Here is a 23,967-nt window from a genome sequence, read left to right as displayed (position 1 = left end):
AGCGTACGCGGACCCCTCACACCAGGCGGACCGAATTTCCCTCCACCGTGATCCGCTTCGAGGGCAGCGGCTCGGTGGCCGGGCCCTGTTCCACCGCGCCGTCGGCGACGGAGAACCTGCTGCCGTGGCAGGCGCAGTCGATGGTGCCGTTGCGCACCCGGGACACGAGGCAGCCCTGGTGGGTGCAGACCGCGGAGAAGGCCTTGAAGTCGCCCTGCTCCGGCTGGGTCACCACGACCTTCTCGGCGTCGAAGATCTTGCCGCCGCCGACCGGGATGTCGTCCGTCGCCGCCAGCTCCCGCCCCGGCGGGACGGACGGGGAGCCGCTGTCACCGCCCCCGCCCCCGCCGCCCCCGTCCCCGCCCCCGCCGCCGCAGCTCACGGCGAGCGTCGTCGCGCCCGTGCAGAGAAGGACCGTACGTCGGGCCGGGCTGTGCGTCATGTCGTCGCTCCGGGGGTGAGAGGGGCGGGTGGCCGAAGCCGGGACCAGCGTCTCAGGAGACGGGCGCCGCACACCGGTCCGGCGCGGGCTGACTACGCTGGACGGACCAAGAGCCGAAACGCACGTCAGCAAGGAGCATCGCCGTGGCGGTACGAGCGGTCCGGGGCGCCGTCCAACTGGAACGGGACGAAGCCGGGCACATGGACGAGCGGGTCGCGGCCCTGCTGACCGCCGTCCTGGAGCGCAACGGGCTGACCGGCGACGACCTGATCAGCATCTGGTTCACGGCCACACCCGACCTGCGCAGCGACTTCCCGGCCGCCGCCGCCCGCAAGCTCGGCATCACCGACGTCCCGCTGATCTGCGCCCAGGAACTGGACGTCGAGGGCGCCATGCCGCGCGTCGTCCGGGTCCTCGCCCACATCGAGTCCGACCGGCCCCGCGCCGACATCGCCCACGTCTACCTCGGCGCCGCCGCGGCCCTGCGCAAGGACATCGCCCAGTGAGAACCGCACTCGTCATCGGCACCGGCCTCATCGGCACCTCCGCCGCCCTCGCCCTGACCGGGCGGGGCGTCGTCGTGCACCTCGCCGACCGGGACCCCGAGCAGGCCCGCACCGCCGCCGCCCTCGGCGCCGGCACCGACGAGGCGCCCGAGGGCCCCGTCGACCTCGCCGTCGTCGCGGCCCCGCCGGCCCTGGTCGCCGACGTGCTCGCCGACGCCATGGAGCGCGGGCTCGCCCGCGGCTACATCGACGTGGCCAGCGTCAAGGGCGGCCCCCGGCGCGAGCTGGAGGCGCGCGGGGCCGACCTCTCCGCGTACATCGGCACCCACCCCATGTCCGGCCGCGAGAAGTCCGGCCCGCTGGCCGCCACCGGAGACCTCTTCGAGGGCCGCCCGTGGGTGCTGACCCCGACCCGGGACACCGACACCGAGGTGCTCAACCTCGCGCTCGAACTGGTCTCGCACTGCCGGGCCGTGCCGGTCGTGATGGACGCCGACGCCCACGACCGCGCCGTGGCGCTCGTCTCCCACATGCCCCACCTGGTCTCCAGCATGGTCGCCGCCCGCCTGGAGCACGCCGAGGAGGCCGCCGTGCGGCTGTGCGGGCAGGGCATCCGCGACGTGACCCGGATCGCCGCCTCCGACCCCCGGATGTGGATCGACATCCTGTCCGCCAACCCGGGGCCGGTGGCCGACCTGCTCGGCGACGTCGCCGCCGACCTGGAGGAGACGGTGCGGGCCCTGCGCTCCCTGCAGTCCTCCGACGACGACAAGCGCCGCGAGGGCAGCGCCGGCATCGAGGCGGTGCTGCGGCGCGGCAACGCCGGCCAGGTCCGGGTCCCCGGCAAGCACGGCTCCGCGCCGCGCGCCTACGAGACCGTGGTCGTCCTCATCGACGACCAGCCGGGACAGCTCGCCCGCATCTTCGCGGACGCGGGCCGGGCCGGCGTCAACATCGAGGACGTGCGGATCGAGCACGCCACCGGGCAGCAGGCCGGTCTGGTGCAGCTGATGGTGGAGCCGAGGGCCGCCGCCGTGCTGACGGCGGCCCTGAAGGAACGGGGCTGGGCGATCCGGCAGTGACGCACGGGGCCGGGCGGGGTCATGCGCCTGTCGGAGGGGCCCCGCGGACCCAGTAACCTTGTGCGGGACGCGCTCGCGTCCCGCACACCACCCACCGCACCGCACCAGGAAGGTGTCCCCCCGTGGAAAACGGCGCCGCCCCGACCGCCCCGGCCGTGATCGTCGCGATCGACGGCCCCTCCGGCACGGGCAAGTCGAGCACGTCGAAGGCCGTCGCCGCACAGCTCGGCCTGAGCTACCTGGACACCGGTGCGCAGTACAGGGCGATCACGTGGTGGATGGTGACCAACGGCATCGACATAGCCGACCCGCACGCCGTCGCGGCCGCGGCCGGCAAGCCCGAGATCGTCTCCGGCACCGACCCGGCGGGCCCGACCATCGCGGTCGACGGAGTGGACGTGGCCGGCCCGATCCGCACCCAGGAGGTCACCTCCAAGGTGAGCGCGGTCAGCGCCGTCCCCGAGGTGCGGACCCGGATCACCGAGCTGCAGCGCACCATCGCCGCCGCCGCCGAGCGGGGCATCGTCGTCGAGGGCCGCGACATCGGTACGACCGTGCTGCCCGACGCCGACCTGAAGATCTTCCTGACCGCCTCGCCGGAGGCCCGCGCCGCCCGGCGCAGCGGCGAGCTCAAGGACGCCGACGTGCAGGCCACCCGCGAGGCCCTGATCAAGCGGGACGCGGCCGACTCCAGCCGCAAGACCTCGCCGCTCGCCAAGGCGGACGACGCGGTCGAGGTGGACACCACCGAGCTCACCCTGCCGCAGGTCATCGAGTGCGTCGTCACCCTCGTCGAGGAGAAGCGGGCGAGTAAGTGACCTCACCCTCCGTCCCCTCCGAGAAGGGCGCCGAGGTCGGGCGGCGCATCGGCGTCGGCCTGATGTACGGCCTGTGGAAACCGCGCGTGCTCGGCGCCTGGCGGGTGCCCACGACCGGCCCGCTGATCTTCGCCGTCAACCACGCGCACAACATCGACGGCCCGATGGTCATGGGCGTGGCGCCCCGGCCGACGCACTTCCTGATCAAGAAGGAGGCGTTCGTCGGACCGCTCGGGCAGTTCCTGACCGGCATCGGCCAGCTGAAGGTGGACCGCCACTCCACCGACCGCACGGCCATCGCCCGGGCGCTCGGCGTGCTGGCGAGCGGTGGTGTGCTGGGCATCTTCCCGGAGGGCACCCGGGGCCAGGGCGACTTCGCCTCGCTGCGCGCCGGCCTCGCCTACTTCGCCGTGCGCGGCGGCGCCCCGATCGTCCCGGTCGCCGTCCTGGGAAGTTCCGAGCGGCCCGGACGGTTGATAAAGGCGCTGCCGCCCCTGCGCTCCCGCGTCGACGTCGTCTTCGGCGACCCCTTCGACGCGGGCGACGGCAGCGGACGGCGCACCCGCAAGGCGCTGGACGAGGCGACCGAACGCATCCAGAAGCAGCTCACCGCGCACCTGGAGAACGCCAGGCGGCTCACCGGCCGCCAGGCGACACCCGAGTAGTGGATCACCCGGTACAGGGGTCTTCCACCGATCACCACGATGAACGAGGTACGGACTTCATGAACGACGACATCCACTCCGAGGGTTCGGGCGAGGAGCACGACCACGGGGCGCTTGGCGACGCCGAATACGCGCAGTTCATGGAGCTCGCCGCGGAAGAGGGCTTCGACCTGGAGGAGGTCGAGGGCGCCATCGAGGAGGCCGGGCACGGCCCGCTGCCCGTCCTCGCCGTCGTAGGCCGCCCCAATGTCGGCAAGTCGACCCTGGTGAACCGCATCATCGGCCGCCGCGAGGCGGTCGTCGAGGACAAGCCCGGCGTCACCCGCGACCGCGTCACCTACGAGGCCGAGTGGGCCGGCCGCCGCTTCAAGGTCGTCGACACCGGCGGCTGGGAGCAGGACGTCCTCGGCATCGACGCCTCCGTCGCCGCCCAGGCCGAGTACGCGATCGAGGCCGCCGACGCGGTCGTCTTCGTCGTGGACGCCAAGGTCGGCGCCACCGACACCGACGAGGCGGTCGTACGGCTGCTGCGCAAGGCCGGCAAGCCCGTCGTGCTGTGCGCCAACAAGGTGGACGGCCCGAGCGGCGAGGCCGACGCGGCGTACCTGTGGTCGCTGGGCCTGGGGGAGCCCCATCCGGTCTCCGCGCTGCACGGCCGCGGCACCGGCGACATGCTGGACAAGGTGCTGGAGGCCCTGCCCGAGGCCCCGGCCCAGACCTTCGGCACCGCCGTGGGCGGCCCGCGCCGCGTCGCCCTGATCGGCCGGCCCAACGTCGGCAAGTCGTCGCTGCTGAACAAGGTGGCGGGCGAGGAGCGCGTCGTCGTCAACGAGCTCGCCGGCACCACCCGCGACCCGGTCGACGAGATGATCGAGCTCGGCGGCAAGACCTGGAAGTTCGTCGACACGGCGGGCATCCGCAAGCGCGTCCACCTCCAGCAGGGCGCCGACTACTACGCCTCGCTGCGCACCGCCGCCGCGGTCGAGAAGGCGGAGGTCGCCGTCGTCCTCATCGACGCCTCCGAGTCGATCTCGGTGCAGGACCAGCGGATCGTCACCATGGCCGTCGAGGCGGGCCGCGCGATCGTCGTCGCCTACAACAAGTGGGACACCCTCGACGAGGAGCGCCGCTACTACCTGGAGCGGGAGATCGAGACCGAGCTCGGCCAGGTGGCGTGGGCGCCCCGGGTGAACGTCTCGGCGCAGACCGGACGGCACATGGAGAAGCTCGTCCCGGCGATCGAGACGGCCCTGGCCGGCTGGGAGACCCGCGTCCCGACGGGCCGGCTGAACGCCTTCCTCGGCGAGCTGGTCGCCGCCCACCCGCACCCGGTGCGGGGCGGCAAGCAGCCGCGCATCCTGTTCGGCACCCAGGCGGGCACCAAGCCCCCGCGGTTCGTGCTCTTCGCCTCCGGCTTCATCGAGGCGGGCTACCGGCGCTTCATCGAGCGCAGGCTGCGCGAGGAGTTCGGCTTCGAGGGGACGCCGATCCACATCTCGGTGCGGGTGCGCGAGAAGCGCGGCGCGAAGAAGAAGTAGCGGAGAAGCGGCGTCGAGCGGCGAGAAGGGGGCGGTCCCGGCCGGGACCGCCCCCTTCTCGCCGCTCACCCGCGTTCGGGCGCCCTGCGCGGGGCGGGCGGCAGCGCCGCCGGGACGTGGCGCATCGTCCCGGTGCCGTGCGGGCCGAGCTGGCCGACGCGCTGCCACGGCGACTGCTGGCCGGGCCGGGTGCTGTGGGCCCCCACGCTGTAGGCGCTGTAGCCCCGGCCGCGGGGGATGTTCCGGAACCCGGTGAACTCCAGCTCCTCCTCGCCGCTGCGATCCCCCGGCAGCGAGCGGAAGGACCTGACGTACTCGGCGTAGAGCGCGTCGTAGATCGGCGTGGCCGAGGGGCCACCGTGGCGGTGGAAGGAGTCGTATGCGTGCACGTATGTCCAAACGACCCCGGGCCGGAAGGGATGCGGCCGGGGCGGCGGTCACCCGTGGCCGGTGATCAGGTCCCCGCCAGGGGCAACGCGGCGGCGACCAGCTGCCCGTGCGCCGCCGCTCTGTCCAGCGCCTCGCGCAGCAGGTCCTCCCGGGGCTGCCGGCCGATCGTCCCGACCGGCGCCGCGAACATCAGCACCTGCTGCTGCTTGGAGGCCGCCGTGCGCCAGCCCTCGGTGACCTGGAGGGGCTGGTGCGCCTGCCACCAGGCCACCGGCCGGCCGCCGTTCGTTCCGGGCTGGAGCACCGCGTGCAGCTGGCCCATGGCGAGCAGCACCGACCAGCCGTGCAGCACGGTGGGGGCGGTGGACAGCTCGACGACCGGCATGAAGCCCTGCTCGATGAGCAGCGGCAGGAAGTCGTCGCCGGTACCGGTGGTGCCGGGCCGCACGATGGGGGCGGTCGGCTCGACCACGAGGGCCGGGTGCAGCTCGTCGGCGATCAGGACGAGTCCGCTGGTCACGCCCAGCACGGCCTGCTCGCCCGCGGCCGCCTCCGGCTGCGGCTGCGGCTGCTGCGGACGGGCGGGGTCGCCGTTGATGGACTTCACGGCTCCCTGGAGCTGCTCCTCGGTGACCTTGACGACCTGCGAGGGCAGGCAGCCGGCGTGGGCGAAGGCGAGAACGGCGGTCTCGTCCCCGACGAAGAGAACGGTGCTGGTGCGCTCCTGCTCGCAGTCGCCCGGAGTGCGGCAGGACGTGCAGTCGTAGCTGCCCGGGGTGGACTCCCCGGCGAGCAGGCGGTCGGCTTCTTCGTCGCCGATCTCGGCGCGTACGTCGTCGCTGACGTCGAGCATGCGCGGCACGGGTGGCTCCCTCGGGATGCGGTACGTGGCCGGGTCGGGTGGCTCCCGGCCCGTGGTCCGGGTGGGTCCCCGGCTCATGCTGAAGACAACGGGCGATCCGCGGCGGGAGTCACGCCCCTCGGCGAACGGAATCGAACCGCCCGGCACCGGGAACGGGGCGGCCGCGGTGCCGGGCGGGTTCCGTCAAGTGTGGTTCCACGGTGGGGAGTTGGTGGAGAGCGGAGCGGCGGAAGTCGCTGGATCGGCAGGTCGACAAATCAGGAAATCAGCGAATGTACCGGGTGGCCGGAACCGGTCGACGCGTGGCGCGTCCACCGCGCTCGGCCGGGCGTGTCGCCGCCGGTCGTGACCGCATCGCAATCGGACACGGACAACCAGAAGGGCGCGTTCCGGGTCTGACCGGACAGGGAGAGGAACAAGGAGGAACCGCACCGCATGACGCCGCAGGCCCCGTCGGCCGCCCCGCTGCGCGCCGACTGCATCGCCGACTCCGCCGGAGGGCTGACCTTCGACGTCGCCGCGCACGACCACACGGGGGCGGCCCATCTGGTGCTGCGCCGCCGTGACGCCGACGGCGCCGAGGACACCGTCGGTCTGCCGCTCGCCCCGGCCGCCGAGGGGCGGCTGCGCGCCGCGCTGCCCAGCAGCGTCGCCCTGCCCGAGGGCCGCTGGGACGCCTACGCGCGCGTGTCCGACGGCGCGCCGCGGCGTCTGGTCCCCGGCGTCACCGACCTGCGCCCCCTCGCCGACCGCGTCCCGAGCGGTCAGCTCGGCCACGTCGCCGTCCGCATCCCCTACGCCACCCGGCAGGGCGACCTCACCGTCCGCAGCTGGCTGCGCGCACCCCACGCCGAGACGACCGGGCTGCGCCTCGCGGACGACGGGCTGACCGTACGGGGCCGGGTCTACGGCACCCGGCCGGCCGCCGGAGCCCACGCCGAGCTGCACGCCCGGACCGGCGCGGACCGGGCCGGCACGCGCCGGCTCGGCCTGACCGCCGACCGGGCGGACTTCCGGATCGAGATCGCCTACGGCGCCCTCGCGCCGGGACTGTGGGACCTGTGGCTGCGGCCGGCCGGGGAGCACGGACCCGCCGTGCGCGTCGCCCGGCTGCTGGACGACGTCGCCGACAAGCAGCCCGTCCTCGTCTTCCCCGGCACGCGCGCGGACACGCGGCACGGCCCCGTGGAAGCGGCCCCCTGCTACACGCGGGACAACGACCTGTCGGTGGCCGTCACCGCGCTGACCGGCTGACCGGTCGCGGACACGAGCCGCGCGCGACCGCCGGCGGACGGGGGTCCTCGACGCCTTCACCGTGCCGGTGCCGCGCGGCCCGCCGGCCCCGTCCGTCCTCGTCGGACCGGGCACGGGGAACATGTGAGCAAAGAGTGTGTTTCCTGTGCCGGTATCCGGTCCCTGTACGTCCGTTCGAGTCCGTCCGAGAGGAACCCGAGGGAAAGGGGACGGAATCCCCGAGTGCTTCGGCGCCCTTTTCCGTTCTCTTATTCGAGGGGTCGGTGCGGTTCTCCGGAATTGCCCTACCGGGCTCGCGGAAGACGTGCGGAAGCGCCCGTCCGGGTGAAGGAGTTCAGTCAAAACGCGTGTCGTGATCCTGTGACAGAAATGTGACCGTAGGGGCTTCCGCGGCCTGTGTTACGGGCCTGGCCTTCCCCGTCCGGGGGGCAGGGCATAGCGTGGTGGCATGGCATCGATTCCGACACCTCCCGCCGAACCCCAGGACAGTACGGACGCCTACGTCGGCCTCGAATCCGGGGCGGCCGAACGGCTCGCGCGCCGCCGGGGCTGGTCGACGGTGCGGTCGCTGGAGCCGGGGACGGTCATCACCATGGAGTACCGCGTGGGCCGGCTCAACTTCGAGGTGAAGGACGGCCGCGTGGCCCGTGCCTGGAAGGGCTGAAGCACGCCGACGGCCCCGGTCCTCCCGTACAGGGGGACCGGGGCCGTCGTGCTGCGGGGGAGGGGCTTGTGCGTACCGGCCCCCGCCCGTGGGCCGTCAGCCGCCGGACAGGGGCCGCGCCGCCGGGGCCGTGCTGCGCGGGTGGCGGTCGGCGTGCGGCGGACGGCGGCTGCCCGCCGGGGTGACCGGCGTGCGGTCCGAGCGGGTCGTGTGCGGACCCGGGGCCAGGTGGACCGGGGTCCGGGTGCGGGACGCGGCGACCGGCTCGCGCGCCGGGCTCTCCTCCCGGCCGGTGACGGGGTGCGTGAGCACCACGGGGGCGGCGACCGGCTCCTTCGCCGGTTCCGTACGGCGGTGCCGGGCGGACCAGCGGTCCCGCAGGCCGAGGATCCAGGCCTCGGTGCGGCCGATCAGCGGCTCGAACCACGGCAGCGCCAGCAGGATCAGCAGTCCCGCGGCCCAGCCGAGGAGCACGTCGCTGAGCCAGTGCGTACCGAGGTAGACGGTGGACATCCCGACTCCGAGAGAAGTGACCGCCGACAGGGCCGACAGCCAGCGCCGTGCCCTCGGCGTCGATGCCAGATAGGCCAGGATCCCCCAGGTGACCACGGCGTTCGCGGTGTGACCGCTCGGAAATATATCGCCGCCGCGCCACATCTCGTTCGCGCCGATCGTGGTCGCGTAGTGCGGCCCCAGCCGGCCCATGCCGATCTTGGCGGCGCCGACGGTGACGTTCAGCAGCAGCAGGGAGGCGCCGAGTGCGAGCAGCGGCCGCAGGGTGTGCTGCCGCCAGGACCGCCAGCCGAGCCAGGCCGCGACCATCACCGCGGTGGGACCGCGCTGGCCGAGGACCACGTAGTAGTCGACGAACGCGTGGATCTCCGGCCACTGCTGGTAGGGCCGGAAGAACATGACCTGCCAGTCGAGCCGGACCAGCCACGAGGTGATCAGCACGGCCCATACGATCGCGATATAGAACGCGAGGGTCCCGGAGAACAGCGCAATGCGGTGCCGGCTCATCTCCGGCACATCTAGGTGGGCCGGCCGTTCCGGCTCCCGGTCGAGTCTCGCGAACACCCGGTCCAGACGGGTGAGGTTCCGTTCGGTACGCACCCAATCGACGTTACAGCGAGTGAGGAGTGATCCCCGCCGAATCAACGGCTTTGTGATGACGATGTGATGTGGGATTCCTCTCAGGGAGCGGTCTATTTCCCGGAATCCACAAACCGTCCCGGCCGCGGACTTCAATTCCTTTGATCAGCCCGGTCGACGGTTTTATCGTGCTTATGAATGGGTTCACCGAATGCTGGTGCGGAATTCTCCCGCCGCTCATCGGGCGGGCGGGGCCGGTCAGGGCGGGCCGGAGCCGTTCAGCCAGAACGCGCCGTACCCGGCCGACACGACGGCGACACCCGCGGCCACCAGGGCAGACCTGGAGGTCCGCAGCCGGGCCAGGGCCAGGGCCGGTGGCAGCAGCAGGGGGAAGGCGGGCATCAGCAGCCGGGGCTTCGAGCCGAAGTAGCTCGACGCGCACAGGGCGAGAGCGGTGACGACCCCCGAGTACACCAGCAGCGCGAGCGGCTGGCGCTGCCGTACGCAGAGGACGTACAGCCACAGCAGCAGGGCGACCCCGGCGATCAGACCGGCGCCCGCCAGGGCCGACGGGAACGAGGTGAGTTTCCCGCCGACGAACCGGGCGAAGGACACGCCGCCGTCGAAGCCGTTGCGCCAGCCGGCCTGGACGTCGAGATAGCCGAGCGGTCCCCTGCCGGTGCGGTGGCCGACCCACAGGACGTATCCGGCGGCGCCCAGGGGTGCGAGCAGCATGCCGAGCGCGCGCCGCGCGCCCCCGCCGGGGGCGCGCGGCGCGGAAAGGGCGCCGTGCGCGGCGGTGCCGCTCCGGTTTCGCACGAATGCCGCGATCGCGGCCGCCCACACCGCCGCCGCCACCGCGAGCCCCACCGGCCGGGTCAGCCCGGCCAGCGCGGCCAGCACCCCAGCCGTCACCCAGCGTCCGGTCAGCACGGCGTACAGCGACCAGGCGGCGAGGGCCGTGAACAGCGACTCGCTGTACGCCATCGACTGCACGACCCCCACCGGCAGCACGGCCCACAGCAGCACCACGCACACCCCGGCCCGGCGGTCGTACAGGTGCTCCGCCACCGCGAAGATCCCCCAGGCCGCCGCGAGCGAGGCCAGCAGACTCACCACGAACCCCGCGTCGGCGTACGACAGCGGACCCACGGCCGCGCCCAGCCGCTCCAGCCAGGGCAGCAGGGGGAAGAAGGCCAGGTTGGAGTGCACGTCACCGTTCGGCAGGCGCACCTCGTAGCCGTATCCCAGCTCGGCGACCCTGGTGTACCAGAGGGAGTCCCAGCGGGCGGTCAGCAGCGTGTACGCGCTCTTGTCGCACGCGGCGCTCCACAGGGCGAGGACGGCCAGGCCCAGGGCGCGGACGGCCGCGTAGCCGAGGAGCGCCGGTGCGGCCCGCCGCAGGGCACCGGCTCGGTCCGCCGCCGCGCGCGTTTCAAGATCGATCACGGGCCCGATTATCCGCCGGTCACCCGGCGGGCGGGCCGGCCGGGTGGGCGGCCCGCCCGGCCGGCCGGCAGCGGTGGTGGCGCACACCACACAGGTCACGCGGGATGTGTGAGCCCGACCACGCGGGTGTGCGACGGACTGGCGTACGCTGGCGAGCCACTCGCGTTCCGCCGCACGGCCCGGAGCCCCCGCTCCTCTCCGGCCGAGCCGCAGGGGAGTCCCCGCCCCGCGCAGCCCGCCGGACGCGAGGGAACATCTTGGAGGTACGCGCATGTCCCGGACGACCACGGCTGCCGCCGTGCTGCGCCGCCGGGCGGCCGGGGCCGGTGCCGACCGCTGGGTGGTCCTCGTCGTCCTCTGCGTCAGCCTGCTGCTCGTCGCCGTCGACGCCACCGTCCTGCACGTGGCGGTCCCCGCCGTCACGGAGGACCTGCGGCCCGGCGCGATCGAGCTGCTCTGGATCGTCGACGTCTACCCCCTCGTCTGCGCCTCGCTGCTGATCCTCTTCGGCACGCTGGGCGACCGGGTCGGCCGCAGACGCATCCTGCTCCTCGGGTACGCGCTCTTCGGCCTCGCCTCCGCGCTGGCGGCCCTCGCCGAGAGCGCCCAGGTCCTGATCGCGGCCCGCGCGCTGCTCGGCACCGGCGGGGCGATGATCATGCCCGCGACGCTGTCGATCCTGCGCCAGGTCTTCCCCGACCGGCGGGAGCGGGCGCTGGCCATCGGCATCTGGAGCGCCGTGGCCGCGGTCGGCGCGGCGGTCGGGCCGCTGCTCGGCGGCTTCCTGCTGGAGCACTTCTGGTGGGGCTCGGTGTTCCTCGTCAACATCCCGCTGATGCTGGTCAGCCTGCCGGTGGGGCGGCTGCTGCTGCCCGAGTCGAAGGGCGACGGCACCGGCCCCTGGGACGTCGTCGGCGCGCTGATGGCGGCGGCCGGGCTGTTCGGGGTCGTCCTGGGCGTGAAGCGGCTCGGCGGCGGTGAGCCGCCGGCGAGCGCGTTCACCGTGCTGCCGCTGGTGGCGGGCGCGGCCCTGCTGACCGGCTTCGTGCGGAGACAGCGGCGCCGGACGCATCCGCTGGTGGACCTGCGGATGTTCCGGCGGCCCGCGTTCAGCACGTCGGTGGGCTGCATCGTGCTGGCCATGCTGGCGCTGGTGGGGCTGGAGCTGCTCGCGGCGCAGTACTTGCAGCTGGTGCTCGGGCTGTCACCGCTCCAGACCGGGCTGCGGCTGCTGCCGCTGACCTTCGCGGCGATGGCGGCGGGCCTCGCGGGAGCACGTCTGCTGCGGCGGTTCGGGCCGCGCCGGATGGTGTGCGCCGGGTTCTGCCTGACGGCGGTGGCGGTGCTGCTGCTGACGGCGATGGGCCGGGCGGACGACCGCGCGCTGCTGCTGTCCGGGTTCGTCCTGCTCGGCTTCGGCCTGGAGACGACGCTGTTCGGGGCGTACGAGTCGATGCTGAGTGAGGCACCGCAGGAGCAGTCCGGCGGCGCGGCGGCGATCGGCGAGACGTCGTACCAGCTGGGCGCCGGGATCGGGATAGCGCTGCTGGGCAGCGTGATGAACGCGGCGTACGCGCCCGGGCTGACGGGCGGGGTGCCGGGGGTGCCGGCGTCGGCGTCGGCGGCGGCGGGGCATTCGCTGGGGGAGGCGTACGAGGTCGCCGCGCAGCTCGGGGGGGCCGCGGGGGGTGCGCTGCGGCGGGCCGCGGGCGATGCGTTCGTGCACGGGCTGCACGTGACGTTGCTGGTGAGCGCGGGGCTTCTGCTGCTGGGGGCGGTGATGGCGTTGCGGCTGCCGCGGGTGATGCAGTGCGAGGAGGAGGGCGAGGCGGTGGCGGTGCCTGCCCCTCGGGACGCCGTGGAGTCCCGCGTCTCGGTGTGACCGTCCTCGTCCCCCACCCGCGCACCGTCCGCCTCCCGGTCGGCGGTGAACGGGTGGGCGACCATGGTGGACGTAGGAGGCGGCGCGTCGTAACGTCGGCGTGCGACCGTGACTAGCAGCGCTAGTTTTATCTGCCCCGGAAGGTGTCCCATGGCCTCGTCCCCCAAGTTGCCCGCCTTCGACCCCGCCGATCCCCTCGGCATCGACGACCTGCTGGAGCCGGAGGACCTGGCGATCCGGGACACCGTGCGGGGCTGGGCGGCCGACCGCGTGCTGCCGCACGTCGCGGAGTGGTACGAGAAGGGCGAGCTGCCCGGCATCCGGGACCTCGCCCGCGAGCTCGGCTCCATCGGCGCGCTCGGCATGTCGCTGGAGGGCTACGGCTGCGCCGGCGCGACCGCCGTGCAGTACGGGCTGGCCTGTCTCGAACTGGAGGCGGCCGACTCCGGCATCCGCTCGCTGGTCTCCGTGCAGGGCTCCCTGGCCATGTACGCCGTCCACCGCTTCGGCAGCGAGGAGCAGAAGCGGACCTGGCTGCCGCGCATGGCCGCCGGCGAGGTGATCGGCTGCTTCGGGCTGACCGAGCCCGACCACGGCTCCGACCCCGCGGGCATGCGCACCCACGCCAAGCGCGACGGAGGCGGTGACTGGGTGCTCAACGGCCGCAAGATGTGGATCACCAACGGGTCGGTGGCCGGGGTCGCCGTCGTCTGGGCGCAGACCGAGGAGGGCGTCCGCGGCTTCGTCGTGCCGACCGACAGCCCCGGCTTCTCCGCCCCCGAGATCAAGCACAAGTGGTCCCTGCGGGCCAGCGTCACCAGCGAGCTCGTCCTCGACGACGTACGGCTGCCCGCCGACGCCGTGCTGCCGGAGGTGACCGGTCTGCGCGGACCGCTCAGCTGTCTCTCCCACGCCCGCTACGGCATCGTCTGGGGCGCGATGGGCGCGGCCCGCAGTTCCTTCGAGGCGGCCCTGGAGTACGCGACGTCGCGGGAGCAGTTCGGGCGGCCCATCGGGGGTTTCCAGCTGACCCAGGCCAAGCTCGCCGACATGGCGGTCGAACTGCACAAGGGGATCCTGCTCGCCCACCACCTCGGGCGGCGCATGGACGCCGGCCGCCTGCGTCCCGAGCAGGTCAGCTTCGGCAAGCTCAACAACGTGCGCGAGGCCATCGACATCTGCCGCACGGCCCGCACGATCCTCGGCGCCAACGGGATCTCCCTCGAGTACCCCGTGATGCGGCACGCGACGAACCTGGAATCGGTGCTCACCTACGAGGGCACCGTCGAGATGCACCAGCTGGTGCTGGGCAAGGCGCTCACCGGACTCGACGCCTTCCGGTGAGGCGCGGGCGGGGACGGGGCCGTGGTGCGCGGCCCCGCCTCAGCTCTGGTTGAAGAAGCCGTCCGACCGGTATGCGGCCGGGTCGCCGCTGATCACCTGGGTGTCGGCCGGGCTCAGCAGGAACACCCGGGTGGACACCCGCTCGATCGAACCCCGCAGGCCGAAGATCAGCCCGGCCGCGAAGTCCACGACGCGCTTGGCGTCGGTGCCCTCCATCGCCGTCAGGTTCATGATGACCGGGACACCCTCCCGGAACAGCTCGCCGATGGCGCGGGCGTCCCGGAAGCTGTCCGGGGTGACCGTGCCGATCCGGCGGCCCTTCTCCTCGGCGACGTCCGAGGCCACCCTCACCCGCGGGTCCGTGACCCAGGCGTCCGGGGACTCCGTGCCCTCGGAGTAGTCGTCGTCGTAGTAGCGCTCGTCATCGTTGTCGTCGACGAGGCCGAGCCACGCACTCGCCTTGCGTACCGATCCCATGGACGCCTCCTCTCACAGCGGTCTTTCGTGTCTTCCGCATCCCTATGGTCATCCATGATGCGGACGTCGCGCCAAGTGGATAGACGCCGCGCGGGGGGTTTGTGACGGTACTGGTGCACAGCGGATCCGTCGAGAGTCCTTGTGTCCCAAGGGCCGTTTCCCAAACGGATGCTGACCGTGAGTGAAATATGATTCTTCCCGGCGGACGGGTGAGTGAGGGTGCGGACGGGTGAACACGGCTGTCGGTACGATGCCGCAGCTCAGCGTCGTACGAACCCACGGGGGAGTGTCGTGTTCGGAATCGTCAGGCCTTGCAGGCATCGGCTCGGAGAGAGTCTCACCAGTCAGTGGATGGCGCATTTGTGCGGGCTGTGCCTCGCGCTGCGCAAGGACCACGGGCAGTTCGCGCGGATCGTGACGAACTATGACGGGCTGCTCATATCGGTTCTGACGGAGGCTCAGGCCGAGCGGGGCGGCACGGGCGCCGGCCGGCGCACGGCGGGGCCGTGCCCGTTGCGCGGGATGCGCACCGCGTCCGTCGCGCACGGTGAGGGCGCCCGGCTCGCGGCGGCCGTCTCCCTGGTGCTGGCCTCGGCGAAGGTGCGCGACCACGTCGCCGACGGGGACGGGCTGCTGGCCCGGCGGCCGGTGGCCCGCGCCGCCCGCCGGGTCGCCGCCGGCTGGGACGCGGCCGGCCACCGCAGCGGCGGCGCCGTCGGGTTCGACACCGCCGTCCTGCTCGACGCCGTGGACCGGCAGACCGGCATCGAGGCGCTCGCCGGGCCCGGCACGCCTCTGCTCACCGTCACCGAGCCGACCGAGACCGCGACCGCCGCCGCGTTCGCCCACACCGCCCACCTCGCCGGACGGCCGCACAACGCCGGGCCGCTCGCCGAGGCGGGCCGCCTGTTCGGCCGGCTCGCCCATCTCCTGGACGCCGTGGAGGACCAGGAGGCCGACGCCGCGTCGGGCGCCTGGAACCCGCTCACCGCCACCGGCACCCCGCGCACGGAGGCGCGCCGGCTGGCCGACGACGCCGTGCACGGGATACGGCTGGCGCTGCGCGAGGCCGAGTTCACCGACGGCCGGCTGGTGCACCGGCTGCTGGTGCACGAGTTGGGCACCTCCGTCGACCGCGCCTTCGGCACCCCCTCCTGCGCGCACGGCAGCCACCCGTACGCCCCGCCCGGTGTCCCGGGCGGCCCCGGCGTGCCGATGCCTCCGGAGCCGCCGCGCCGCGACCGGCGGGGTCTGCTCGCGGGGTGCGCCGTGTGGCTGGGGCTGGCCTGCACGTGCCAGATGTGCTGCGGCACGTTCGAGGACCCCTGGACCAGGCAGCGCCGGGAAGGACTGTGCCAGAGCTGCGGTGACTGCTGCGACTGCTGTGACTGTTGCAGCAACTGCAGCAACTGCTGCGGTGACGACGGGTGCTGCTGCGACGGCTGTGACTGCGGCTGCGACTGCTGAGAAGCCGTCGGCCCGCCCTCAGTTCTTCAGTTCGGGGGGTGAGATCTCGGACCCGGCGATCGCCGAGCGGGTCGTCCCCCACTTCTTCAGGATCCTGTCGTACGTCCCGTCGGCGATGAGCCCGTTCACCGCGGCCCGGAGGGCGGGCGCCAGCTTCGACCCCTTCTTGAGCGCGAAGCCGACGTCCAGGCGGCGGAACTCGTTCAGGAACTTCAGACCCCGCTGGTGGGCGACCGCGTAGCGCAGGCCGTTGATCGTGGACATCACGACGTCGCTGCGGCCCTGCTGGAGCGACGACCACAGGGCGCCGGGCTCGCTGTAGGTCTGCACCTCGTAGGCCTTCTCGCCGGCGTCCGCGCACCGGTGCCTGTTCTCCTCCAGCGTGGCCTCGAAGGTGGTGCCGGCGCCCGTGGCCACCTTGAGCCCGCACAGCTGCGTGAGGTCGGTGACCTTCGACAGTCCGCTGTCCTCGCGGGCGGCGAAGCCCTGGCCGTCGTTGACGTACGTCACGAAGTCGATCGTCCTGCGCCGCTCCTCGGTCACGCCGAAGTTGGCGGCGCCGACGTCGTACTTGCCGCTGTCCAGGGCGGGCAGGATCGCCTCGAAGGACGCCTGCTCGGTCTTGAGCGTGAGGCCGAGCGCCTTGGCGACGGCGTTCGCGAAGTCGACGTCCTGGCCGGTCAGCGTCTTGCCGTCGGACAGGTAGGTGGTGCCCGGCGGGGTGCCGCCGACGCTGACGGCGAGGGTGACGTCCTTGGTGCCGGGCGGCAGTAGTCCCACGGCGGCCGGGTTCTCCCGGACGCCGGAGACGACGTCCGTGGTGGGGACCGCGTCGGAGCCGGCCGCCGCACCCGCGACCTCCCCCGACGGGTCGCCGGAGCCGCACGCGGTGAGGAGCAGGGCCGCCGAGGTGATCAGGGCGAAAGGTGCGAAAAGTCTTTTTCGGGCACGCGTGGGCGTACGCATGTCAGTGGTCTCCTGGGAGCGGAAGAAGGCAGGGGGCGGCACGAGGGGAGGGCGCGCGTGTGAAGGCTGCGAAGGGAAGACGGGAAACCCGCGAAGGCCCGACCCGGGTCGGACGATCAGGGCAGGCAGGGGGGTCGGCTCAACAGGAAGAGGACCACACTCGACCGAAGTCGATGTGGGAGCGCGTGACCAGCCACTGCTGCGGATGCATGGGCCAAGTGGAACAGGCATCCGGTTCCGCGTCAACGACTTGAGACGCGTGGCTCACAGTGTGGACGGCCTTGACAGCGGACCGAAACCGCCCCGTACTCTCGGCGCACGGCTCTGCTGAGGGGCTCGGCCGTGTGAAGGCACCACCCACCGTGTCCGACTGACTCGATGTCACGGAGCCTTCGCATGTCCTCCGACACCCTCGACCGACCCGCCGCCGTACCGGACGCCCCGGACAAGGCGGACGTCCCGCGGATCGTCCCGCAACGCCGCATCGGCCAGTGGACGGCCGCCGTCGCCGTCCTCGTCCTCCTCGGCCTGGCCGTCGATTCCGTCCTGCGCAACGACGCCTTCCAGTGGGACGTCGTCGCCGACTACTTCACCTCCGACGCCGTCCTGCGCGGCCTGTGGCTCACCCTCTGGCTGACCGCCGTCGTCATGGTCCTCGGCTTCGCGCTCGGCACGCTGCTCGCCGCGTTCCGGCTCTCCGCCAACCCCGTGCTGCGCGCGGTGAGCTGGGGCTACGTGTGGCTGTTCCGGTCGATACCGATCCTGGTGCAGCTCCTGCTGTGGTTCAACATCGGCGCCCTGTACCCGCGGGTCCTCGGCGTGAGGACCGTCGACCTGCTCGGCCCGGTCACCGTCGCGATCATCGGCCTGACCCTGCACGAGGCCGCGTACGCCGCCGAGGTGGTGCGCGGCGGCATCCTCTCCGTGGACCGGGGCCAGATCGAGGCCGCCCAGGCACTCGGCCTCGGCCGATGGCGCCGGTGGCGCCGGATCGTGCTCCCGCAGGCGATGCGCTCCATCGTGCCGCCGGCCGGCAACATGCTGATCGGCACCCTCAAGGGCACCTCCATCGTCAGCGTCATCGCCGTCCAGGACCTGCTCTACTCGGTCCAGCTCGTCTACCACCGCACCTACCAGGTCATCCCGCTGCTGATGGTGGCCACCGTCTGGTACACCGTCGTCACCTCGGTGCTCGGCGCCGGCCAGTACTACGTCGAGAAGCACTACGCGCGCGGCACGGAGCGCACCCGATGACCCGGCCCGCGCTGGTGATCGTCGGCGCCGGACCGCGCGGCACCGGCCTGCTGGAGCGCATCGCCGCCAACGCGCCCGAGGTGTACGGGGACTCGGGACTCGACATCCACCTCGTGGACCCGCACCCGCCGGGCGCCGGACGCATCTGGCGCGAGGAGCAGTCGCCGCTGCTGTGGATGAACTCGCACGCCGAGGACGTCACCATGTTCACCGACGAGACGGTGGAGATGGCCGGGCCCGTGCGGCCGGGCCCCACCCTGCACGAGTGGGCGGGCCTCGACGGCCGCACCTTCGCCGGCCGCCGGGTGCAGGGCGCGTACCTGCGCTGGGCGTACGAGCGTGCCGTGGCCGGTCTGCCCCCGGGCTTCGTGGTGTACCACCACGCCCGGCGCGCGGTGCGGGTCGACGGCCCGCGGAAGGGACGACAGCGGGTGTGGCTCCAGGGCCGCGCCCTCCCCCTCCTCGCCGACCTGGTCGTCCTCACCCTCGGCCACCTCGACGCCGAACCCGACGAGGAACAGGGGGAGTTGGCGGCGTACGCCCGCGCCCACCGTCTGGTCCACCTGCCGCCGGACTTCACCGCCGACAGCGATCTGTCCGCGCTGCGCCCCGGCGAACCCGTCCTCGTCCGGGGCTTCGGGCTGGCCTTCGTCGACCTGATGGTGCTGCTGACCGAGGGCAGGGGCGGACGGTACGACGACGACGCGTACGTGCCGTCCGGCCGGGAGCCGGTGCTGTACGTCGGCTCGCGGCGCGGGGTGCCCTACCACGCCAAGATCGGCTACGACTGGACCGGCGACCGGCCCCCGCTGCCACGGTTCCTCGGGCCCGCCGAGGTCGACGCGCTGCTCGCCCGGCCGGAGGGCTTCGACTTCCGGCGGGACGTGTGGCCGCTGGTCGAGAAGGAACTGGGCTACGCCCACTACCACCGGCTGTTCACCGCGCACCCCGAGCGGGTGACCGGCACCTGGCCCGCCTTCGAGTCCCGGTACGCCACCGCGGACCGGGCCGGACGCGCCGGCCTCGTCGCCGCCGCCGTGCCCGACCCCGCCGACCGGCTCGACCTCGCCGCCCTCGACCGGCCCCTGGACGGAGTGCGCCACGGCACGCACGACGAGCTCCAGGAGGGGCTGCGCCGGTACGTCGAGGACGACCTGCGGCGCCGTCACGACCCGGCCCACAGCCCCGACCTGGCCGTCTTCCTCGCCCTGCTCTCCGTCTACGGCCAACTGGTCCGGCTCGGCGACGTCGGCGGCTGGTGGCACGGCTTCTTCAGCCACCTCGCCTCCGGCCCGCCCGCCCCCCGGCTGCGCCACCTGCTCGCGCTGAACCGGGCCGGCGTGGTCCGTTTCCTGGGCGCCGGCATGACGGTCACCGCCGAGGACGGTGTCTTCCGGGCGTCCGGCGCGAGCGTGCCGGGCTCCGTCGTCGAGGCACGGGCCCTGGTCGAGGCGCGGCTGCCGCACCCCACCGTGGAGCGGACCCGCGACCCGCTGCTGCGCGCGCTGCACGCCGACGGGGCCGCCGCCACCCCCGACGGGCTGCTGGCCGTCGACCGGTCCGACGGGCGGGTCCTGGACCGGTCCGGCCGGCCGCACCCGAGGCGGTTCGCGCTCGGTCCGCACACCGACGCGCGCGGCTCCGGCGCGTTCACCCGGCCCCGCACCGGCGGGGTGGCGTTCCGGCAGAACGACGCCACCGCACGGGCCGTGCTGGCCTTCCTGCACACCCCCACCGGTCCCGTGGCGGACCCCCGCCCCCGACTCGAGGAGTCCACGCGATGAGCGTCATGGTCGACATCAGGTCCGTCCACAAGAGCTTCGGCGCCCTGGAGGTCCTCAAGGGCATCGACCTCACCGTGCGCAGCGGCGAGGTCGCCGTGATCCTCGGCCCCTCCGGCTCCGGCAAGTCCACGCTGCTGCGCACCGTCAACCACCTGGAGAAGGTCGACCGGGGCGTGATCAGCGTGGACGGCGCCCTGATCGGCTACCGGCGCACCGGCGACCGGCTGCGCGAGCTGCCCGAGCGCGAGGTGCTCAGACAGCGCACCCGGATCGGCTTCGTCTTCCAGAACTTCCACCTCTTCCCGCACCTGACGGTCCTGGAGAACATCACCGAGGCGCCGGTCTCCGCGCTGGGACGGCCCCGCCGCGAGGCCGTCGAGTCCGCGCTCCGGCTCCTGGACCGGGTGGGCCTCGCCGACAAGGCGGACGCCTATCCCCGGCACCTGTCGGGCGGCCAGCAGCAGCGGGTGGCCATCGCGCGGGCGCTGGCCCTGGAGCCCGGGCTGCTCTTGTTCGACGAACCGACGTCCGCGCTCGACCCCGAGCTGGTCGGCGAGGTCCTCGACGTCATCAGGGACCTGGCCCGGCAGGGCACCACCATGATCGTCGTCACGCACGAGATCGGCTTCGCCCGCGAGGTCGCCGACACGGTCGTCTTCATGGACGACGGCCGCATCGTCGAGCAGGGCCCGCCCGGCGACGTCCTGGACCGTCCGCGCCACGCGCGCACCCGGGCGTTCCTCTCCAAGGTCCTGTGACCCCCGCCCGCCCGCTCTCCGCGAGACCCGCTGACACCGTTCGCCGGAAAGGGTTCCTCCGCATGACCTCATCCCACGGCCGGCGCCTCCTGCACCTGGCCGCCGCCCTCGACCAGCGGTCGGTGTACGACGCCGGCCCCTACGTGGACGCGGCCCGGCTCGCCGAACGCGGCGCGCTCGACTTCGTGACCCTGGACGACGGCTTCGGCCGCCCCGGCCCGGACGCGCTCGCCGTCCTGTCCCGCGTGGCGCCCGCCACCCGCCGCGTCGGTCTGGTCCCCACCGTCACCACCACCCACACCGAGCCCTTCCACGTCCAGGCCGCCGTGGCGACCCTCGACGGGATCAGCCGCGGCCGGGCCGGCTGGCGGATCGCGGTGTCCACCACCGAGGGCGAGGCCCGCCTCTTCGGCCGGCGCCACGCCGCGCCCGCCGAGGTCCTGTGGCAGGAGGCCGGCGAGGCCGCCGACGTGGCGGCGCGGCTGTGGGACAGCCGGGAGGACGGCGCCGGGATCCGGGACGTGGCCACCGGCCGCTTCGTGGACCGGGACAAGCTGCACCACGTCGACTTCACCGGCACCCACTTCTCGGTCAGGGGCCCCTCCGTCGTGCCGCGGCCCCCGCAGGGCCACCCCGTGCGCGTCGTCGACGCCACCGAGGGACCCGCCCGCGCGGTCGCGGCCCGGTACGCCGACGTGGCCCTCGTCCGCACCGCGAGCCCCGCGCAGGCCGCCGCGGCACGGGCCGGCCTGCGGGACTCGGCGGCCGCCCACGGCCGCGACCCCGATGCCCTGCGCGTCCTCGCGGCCCTGGAGGTCGACCTCGGGGACGGCGAGTACGCGGCCGAGCCCGCCCACGGCGGGGGCGGGCCCCGGCCCACCCCGCGCGGTCCGCTGTACCGCGGCGGACCCGTCGACCTCGCGGAACTCGTCGCCGCCTGGCACCGGGACGGCGCCGTCGACGGCTTCCACCTGACGCCGGCCGAACCGCGCCGCGACCTGGAGCGGCTCGTCAACGGCACCGTCCCCCTGCTCCAGCACCGGGGCCTGTTCCGCACCTTCTACCCGGGCAGCACGCTCCGGGAGCACCTGGGACTCGCCCGGCCCGCCAACCGGTACGCCGTCGCGGCCGCGGCAGGAGGAGCGTCATGACCGCGCGCAGGAGGATGCACCTCGCCGCGCACTTCCCCGGCGCCGGCGACACCACCGTCCGGGCCGACCCCCGCTCGGGGCCGCAGATCGACTTCGCCTCCTTCGAGCACCTCGCCCGCACCGCCGAACGCGGCCTGTTCGACTTCCTCCTCCTCGCCGAGGGGCCGCGGCCGCGCGAGCACGAGGGCCGCATCCACGACCCGGACGTGGTCGGCCGCCCCGAGTCCCTGACCGTGCTGAACGCGCTCGCCGCCGTCACCGGACACCTCGGACTGGCGGCCACGGCCGACGCCACCTTCAACGAGCCCTACGAACTCGCCCGCCGGCTCGCCACCCTGGACCACCTCAGCGGCGGCCGGGCGGCCTGGAACGTGGTGGCCTCCTCCGACGCCGCCACCGGCGAGAACTTCCGGCGCGGCGGCTTCCTGGACCACTCGGAGAGGTACGCCCGCGCCGCCGAGTTCGTGGCCACCGCCCGCGAGCTGTGGGACTCCTGGACCCCGGACGGCACCCCTCGCCCCTTCGCCCACCGCGGACGGCACTTCGACATCGCGGGCGAGTTCGCCCTGCCCCGCTCCCCGCAGGGGCACCCGGTGGTGATCCAGGCGGACGACTCCGACGAGGGCCGGGAGTTCGCCGCCTCCTCGGCCGACGTCGTCTTCACCCGGCACGGCACCTCGGAGGCGGGCCGCGCCTTCTACGCCGACGTCAAACGGCGCCTGGCGAGGTACGGCCGGAGCCCGGACGACCTCAAGATCATGCCCGGCGTCACCGTCGTCCTCGGGGACACCCCAGCCGAGGCGCGCGAGCGGGCGGCGGAGATCCGGCGGCAGCAGGTCTCCCCGCAGACCGCGATCCCGACGCCGGAGCGGATCCGGGGCGGGGACCTGTCCGCGTACGACCCCGACGGGCCGCTGCCTGGCACCGATCCGGTGCCGGACCCGCAGCTCGGCCGGGGGCGGACCCGGCAGGGCGGCAGCACGGCGATCGCCGGGAAGCGGCGGGCCCTGGCGCAGGAGAAGAGGCTGTCCGTCCGGCAGACGGTGATCGAGGCGGGTGCCCGGCAGTCCTTCGTCGGCACCCCCGGGGCGGTCGCCGCCGAACTGGAGGCGTTCGTGGCGCGGGACGCCGCCGACGGCTTCGTCCTCGTACCGCATCCGACCCCAGGCGGGCTGGACGAGTTCGTGGACCGGGTCGTGCCGCTGCTGCAGGAACGGGGCGTCTTCCGTACGGCGTACGAGGGCGGCACCCTGCGCTCGCACCTCGGTCTGGCCGAACCGGTGTGGAAGGGTTGACCGCATGACGACGGACGCACCCGACGAGTGGAAGCGCTGGCACGAGCAGCGCGTGGCGGCGGTCTCGGCGCCCCACGGACCGCTCGCACTGACCGGCACGCACTGGCTGGAGGACTATCCGGACGGGCGGCTTCCGGACATTCCGGGGACCTGGGCGGCGGACGGCGACGCCGTGGTGCTGACGGCCGCCGGGGCGGACGGGCTGACCGTGGACGGCCGGCCCCTGGACGGCGTGGCACGGCTGGCGGCCGACCCGGGTCCGGCGAGCGCGGCCCGGGTGGCGTACGGCGAACGGCGCCTGGTCGTCCTGGTCCGCGAGGGCGCCTGGGGGGTGCGCGACTTCGACCCGGCCGCCCGAGCGCGGCACGCGTTCCGCGGCATCGCGGCCACGCCCTACGATCCGCGCTGGTCGGTGCCGGGGCGCTTCACGCCGTACGACACCGGGCGGCGCAGCGTGCGGGTGCCGAACGCGGACGGGCGGGAGCGCGGGCTCGGCCTCGGCGGGGAACTGGCCTTCGCGCTGGACGGCCGGGACCACACGCTCCAGGTGACCGTGGAGGAGGACGGCTCGCTGTGGGCCGTGTTCGCGGACGCCACCAGCGGGAGCACCAGTCATCGCTTCCGGTTCCTGCGCCCCGGCGCACCGGACGCCGAGGGGCGTACGACGGTCGACTTCAACCGCGCCCTGCTGCCGCCGTGCGCGTTCGCCGACCACTTCATCTGCCCCTTCCCGCCGCCGGGGAACACGCTGGAGGCCGGGATCGAGGCGGGGGAGCGCGAACTGCTCTGATCCTTCGCGGGCGTTGACGGAGACGGCCGGTCGGCGG

23 protein-coding genes are annotated in these 23,967 nt (G+C 73.7%); 16 read left to right on the top strand and 7 right to left on the bottom strand.

Annotated features, from left to right (window positions below; all coding sequences use genetic code 11):
- Positions 1-16: 16 nt before the first annotated feature.
- On the bottom strand, positions 17-442 hold the full coding sequence (locus ACZ4V6_RS16075) for a Rieske (2Fe-2S) protein (protein ID WP_467827284.1): 426 nt from the start codon (positions 440-442) through the stop codon (positions 17-19).
- Between the two features lie 143 nt (positions 443-585).
- On the opposite strand from ACZ4V6_RS16075, the gene aroH reads away from it, so the two are divergent.
- The 5 genes from aroH (at position 586) to der (ending at position 5,051) form a co-directional block, all read left to right on the top strand.
- The gene (gene aroH / locus ACZ4V6_RS16070) at positions 586-948 is read left to right on the top strand and encodes a chorismate mutase (protein WP_467827281.1); all 363 of its coding nucleotides are present in this window, start codon (positions 586-588) and stop codon (positions 946-948) included.
- A complete protein-coding gene (locus ACZ4V6_RS16065) occupies positions 945-2,030 on the top strand; it encodes a prephenate dehydrogenase (protein ID WP_467827278.1) in 1,086 nt (361 codons plus the stop codon). The genes aroH and ACZ4V6_RS16065 overlap by 4 nt, the downstream gene beginning before the upstream one ends.
- 122 nt (positions 2,031-2,152) lie before the next feature.
- The gene (cmk, locus tag ACZ4V6_RS16060) at positions 2,153-2,848 is read left to right on the top strand and encodes a (d)CMP kinase (RefSeq protein WP_467827276.1); all 696 of its coding nucleotides are present in this window, start codon (positions 2,153-2,155) and stop codon (positions 2,846-2,848) included.
- Between the two features lie 62 nt (positions 2,849-2,910).
- Entirely contained in the window at positions 2,911-3,513 is a 603-nt protein-coding gene (locus ACZ4V6_RS16055) for a lysophospholipid acyltransferase family protein (RefSeq protein WP_467827394.1), read from the top strand.
- A gap of 59 nt (positions 3,514-3,572) precedes the next feature.
- Complete coding sequence (der, locus tag ACZ4V6_RS16050) at positions 3,573-5,051, top strand: ribosome biogenesis GTPase Der (RefSeq protein ID WP_467827273.1); 1,479 nt, start codon at positions 3,573-3,575, stop codon at positions 5,049-5,051.
- A gap of 65 nt (positions 5,052-5,116) precedes the next feature.
- On the opposite strand, the gene ACZ4V6_RS16045 is transcribed toward der, so the two are convergent.
- Both ACZ4V6_RS16045 and ACZ4V6_RS16040 read right to left on the bottom strand, forming a co-directional pair.
- Positions 5,117-5,440, bottom strand: a complete 324-nt coding sequence (locus tag ACZ4V6_RS16045) for a hypothetical protein (RefSeq protein ID WP_467827270.1) — start codon at positions 5,438-5,440, stop codon at positions 5,117-5,119.
- A 65-nt stretch (positions 5,441-5,505) separates the two neighbouring features.
- Positions 5,506-6,303, bottom strand: coding sequence for a hypothetical protein (locus ACZ4V6_RS16040; protein ID WP_467827268.1), 798 nt, complete (start codon positions 6,301-6,303; stop codon positions 5,506-5,508).
- A 435-nt stretch (positions 6,304-6,738) separates the two neighbouring features.
- Between ACZ4V6_RS16040 and ACZ4V6_RS16035 the strand changes: the two genes are divergently transcribed.
- Both ACZ4V6_RS16035 and ACZ4V6_RS16030 read left to right on the top strand, forming a co-directional pair.
- On the top strand, positions 6,739-7,557 hold the full coding sequence (locus tag ACZ4V6_RS16035; RefSeq protein WP_467827265.1) for a hypothetical protein: 819 nt from the start codon (positions 6,739-6,741) through the stop codon (positions 7,555-7,557).
- Between the two features lie 448 nt (positions 7,558-8,005).
- Positions 8,006-8,221 (top strand): I78 family peptidase inhibitor, encoded by a 216-nt coding sequence (locus tag ACZ4V6_RS16030; protein ID WP_467827263.1) that lies wholly within the window; start codon positions 8,006-8,008, stop codon positions 8,219-8,221.
- Positions 8,222-8,317: 96 nt separating this feature from the next.
- Here ACZ4V6_RS16030 and ACZ4V6_RS16025 read toward each other — a convergent pair whose 3' ends face one another.
- Both ACZ4V6_RS16025 and ACZ4V6_RS16020 read right to left on the bottom strand, forming a co-directional pair.
- On the bottom strand, positions 8,318-9,334 hold the full coding sequence (locus ACZ4V6_RS16025) for a phosphatase PAP2 family protein (protein ID WP_467827260.1): 1,017 nt from the start codon (positions 9,332-9,334) through the stop codon (positions 8,318-8,320).
- A gap of 237 nt (positions 9,335-9,571) precedes the next feature.
- Positions 9,572-10,762, bottom strand: coding sequence for a glycosyltransferase family 39 protein (locus tag ACZ4V6_RS16020; protein ID WP_467827258.1), 1,191 nt, complete (start codon positions 10,760-10,762; stop codon positions 9,572-9,574).
- A 271-nt stretch (positions 10,763-11,033) separates the two neighbouring features.
- On the opposite strand from ACZ4V6_RS16020, the gene ACZ4V6_RS16015 reads away from it, so the two are divergent.
- Entirely contained in the window at positions 11,034-12,644 is a 1,611-nt protein-coding gene (locus ACZ4V6_RS16015) for an MFS transporter (RefSeq protein WP_467827255.1), read from the top strand.
- Positions 12,645-12,794: 150 nt separating this feature from the next.
- Positions 12,795-13,988, top strand: a complete 1,194-nt coding sequence (locus ACZ4V6_RS16010) for an acyl-CoA dehydrogenase family protein (protein ID WP_467827253.1) — start codon at positions 12,795-12,797, stop codon at positions 13,986-13,988.
- 39 nt (positions 13,989-14,027) lie between these two features.
- Here the strand turns inward: ACZ4V6_RS16010 and ACZ4V6_RS16005 are convergent, their stop codons facing one another.
- Positions 14,028-14,465 carry a cell division protein SepF gene (locus ACZ4V6_RS16005; protein ID WP_467827251.1) on the bottom strand — a complete coding sequence of 146 codons (438 nt, stop codon included), beginning with the start codon at positions 14,463-14,465 and terminating at the stop codon, positions 14,028-14,030.
- 291 nt (positions 14,466-14,756) lie between these two features.
- Between ACZ4V6_RS16005 and ACZ4V6_RS16000 the strand changes: the two genes are divergently transcribed.
- The gene (locus ACZ4V6_RS16000) at positions 14,757-15,932 is read left to right on the top strand and encodes a DUF5685 family protein (protein WP_467827248.1); all 1,176 of its coding nucleotides are present in this window, start codon (positions 14,757-14,759) and stop codon (positions 15,930-15,932) included.
- A gap of 18 nt (positions 15,933-15,950) precedes the next feature.
- Here ACZ4V6_RS16000 and ACZ4V6_RS15995 read toward each other — a convergent pair whose 3' ends face one another.
- Positions 15,951-16,898, bottom strand: a complete 948-nt coding sequence (locus ACZ4V6_RS15995) for an ABC transporter substrate-binding protein (protein WP_467827246.1) — start codon at positions 16,896-16,898, stop codon at positions 15,951-15,953.
- Between the two features lie 396 nt (positions 16,899-17,294).
- On the opposite strand from ACZ4V6_RS15995, the gene ACZ4V6_RS15990 reads away from it, so the two are divergent.
- From ACZ4V6_RS15990 to ACZ4V6_RS15965, 6 genes are all read left to right on the top strand, one after another.
- Positions 17,295-18,152 carry an amino acid ABC transporter permease gene (locus ACZ4V6_RS15990; RefSeq protein WP_467827243.1) on the top strand — a complete coding sequence of 286 codons (858 nt, stop codon included), beginning with the start codon at positions 17,295-17,297 and terminating at the stop codon, positions 18,150-18,152.
- Positions 18,149-19,936 (top strand): FAD/NAD(P)-binding protein, encoded by a 1,788-nt coding sequence (locus tag ACZ4V6_RS15985; RefSeq protein ID WP_467827240.1) that lies wholly within the window; start codon positions 18,149-18,151, stop codon positions 19,934-19,936. Before ACZ4V6_RS15990 ends, ACZ4V6_RS15985 begins: the two co-directional genes overlap by 4 nt.
- Positions 19,933-20,694 carry an amino acid ABC transporter ATP-binding protein gene (locus ACZ4V6_RS15980; protein WP_467827237.1) on the top strand — a complete coding sequence of 254 codons (762 nt, stop codon included), beginning with the start codon at positions 19,933-19,935 and terminating at the stop codon, positions 20,692-20,694. The genes ACZ4V6_RS15985 and ACZ4V6_RS15980 overlap by 4 nt, the downstream gene beginning before the upstream one ends.
- A gap of 62 nt (positions 20,695-20,756) precedes the next feature.
- Positions 20,757-21,845: an LLM class flavin-dependent oxidoreductase gene (locus tag ACZ4V6_RS15975; RefSeq protein WP_467827234.1), complete on the top strand. Its 1,089-nt coding sequence runs from the start codon at positions 20,757-20,759 to the stop codon at positions 21,843-21,845.
- Positions 21,842-23,140 carry an NtaA/DmoA family FMN-dependent monooxygenase gene (locus ACZ4V6_RS15970; RefSeq protein WP_467827231.1) on the top strand — a complete coding sequence of 433 codons (1,299 nt, stop codon included), beginning with the start codon at positions 21,842-21,844 and terminating at the stop codon, positions 23,138-23,140. Before ACZ4V6_RS15975 ends, ACZ4V6_RS15970 begins: the two co-directional genes overlap by 4 nt.
- Before the next feature lie 4 nt (positions 23,141-23,144).
- Positions 23,145-23,930 (top strand): DUF1684 domain-containing protein, encoded by a 786-nt coding sequence (locus tag ACZ4V6_RS15965; protein ID WP_467827230.1) that lies wholly within the window; start codon positions 23,145-23,147, stop codon positions 23,928-23,930.
- Positions 23,931-23,967 lie beyond the last annotated feature (37 nt).

It is taken from the genome of Streptomyces sp. NPDC029152, from assembly GCF_055564355.1.
The sequence above is the reverse complement of the archived record's forward strand: the minus strand, read 5'-3'. Positions and strand labels throughout refer to the sequence as shown.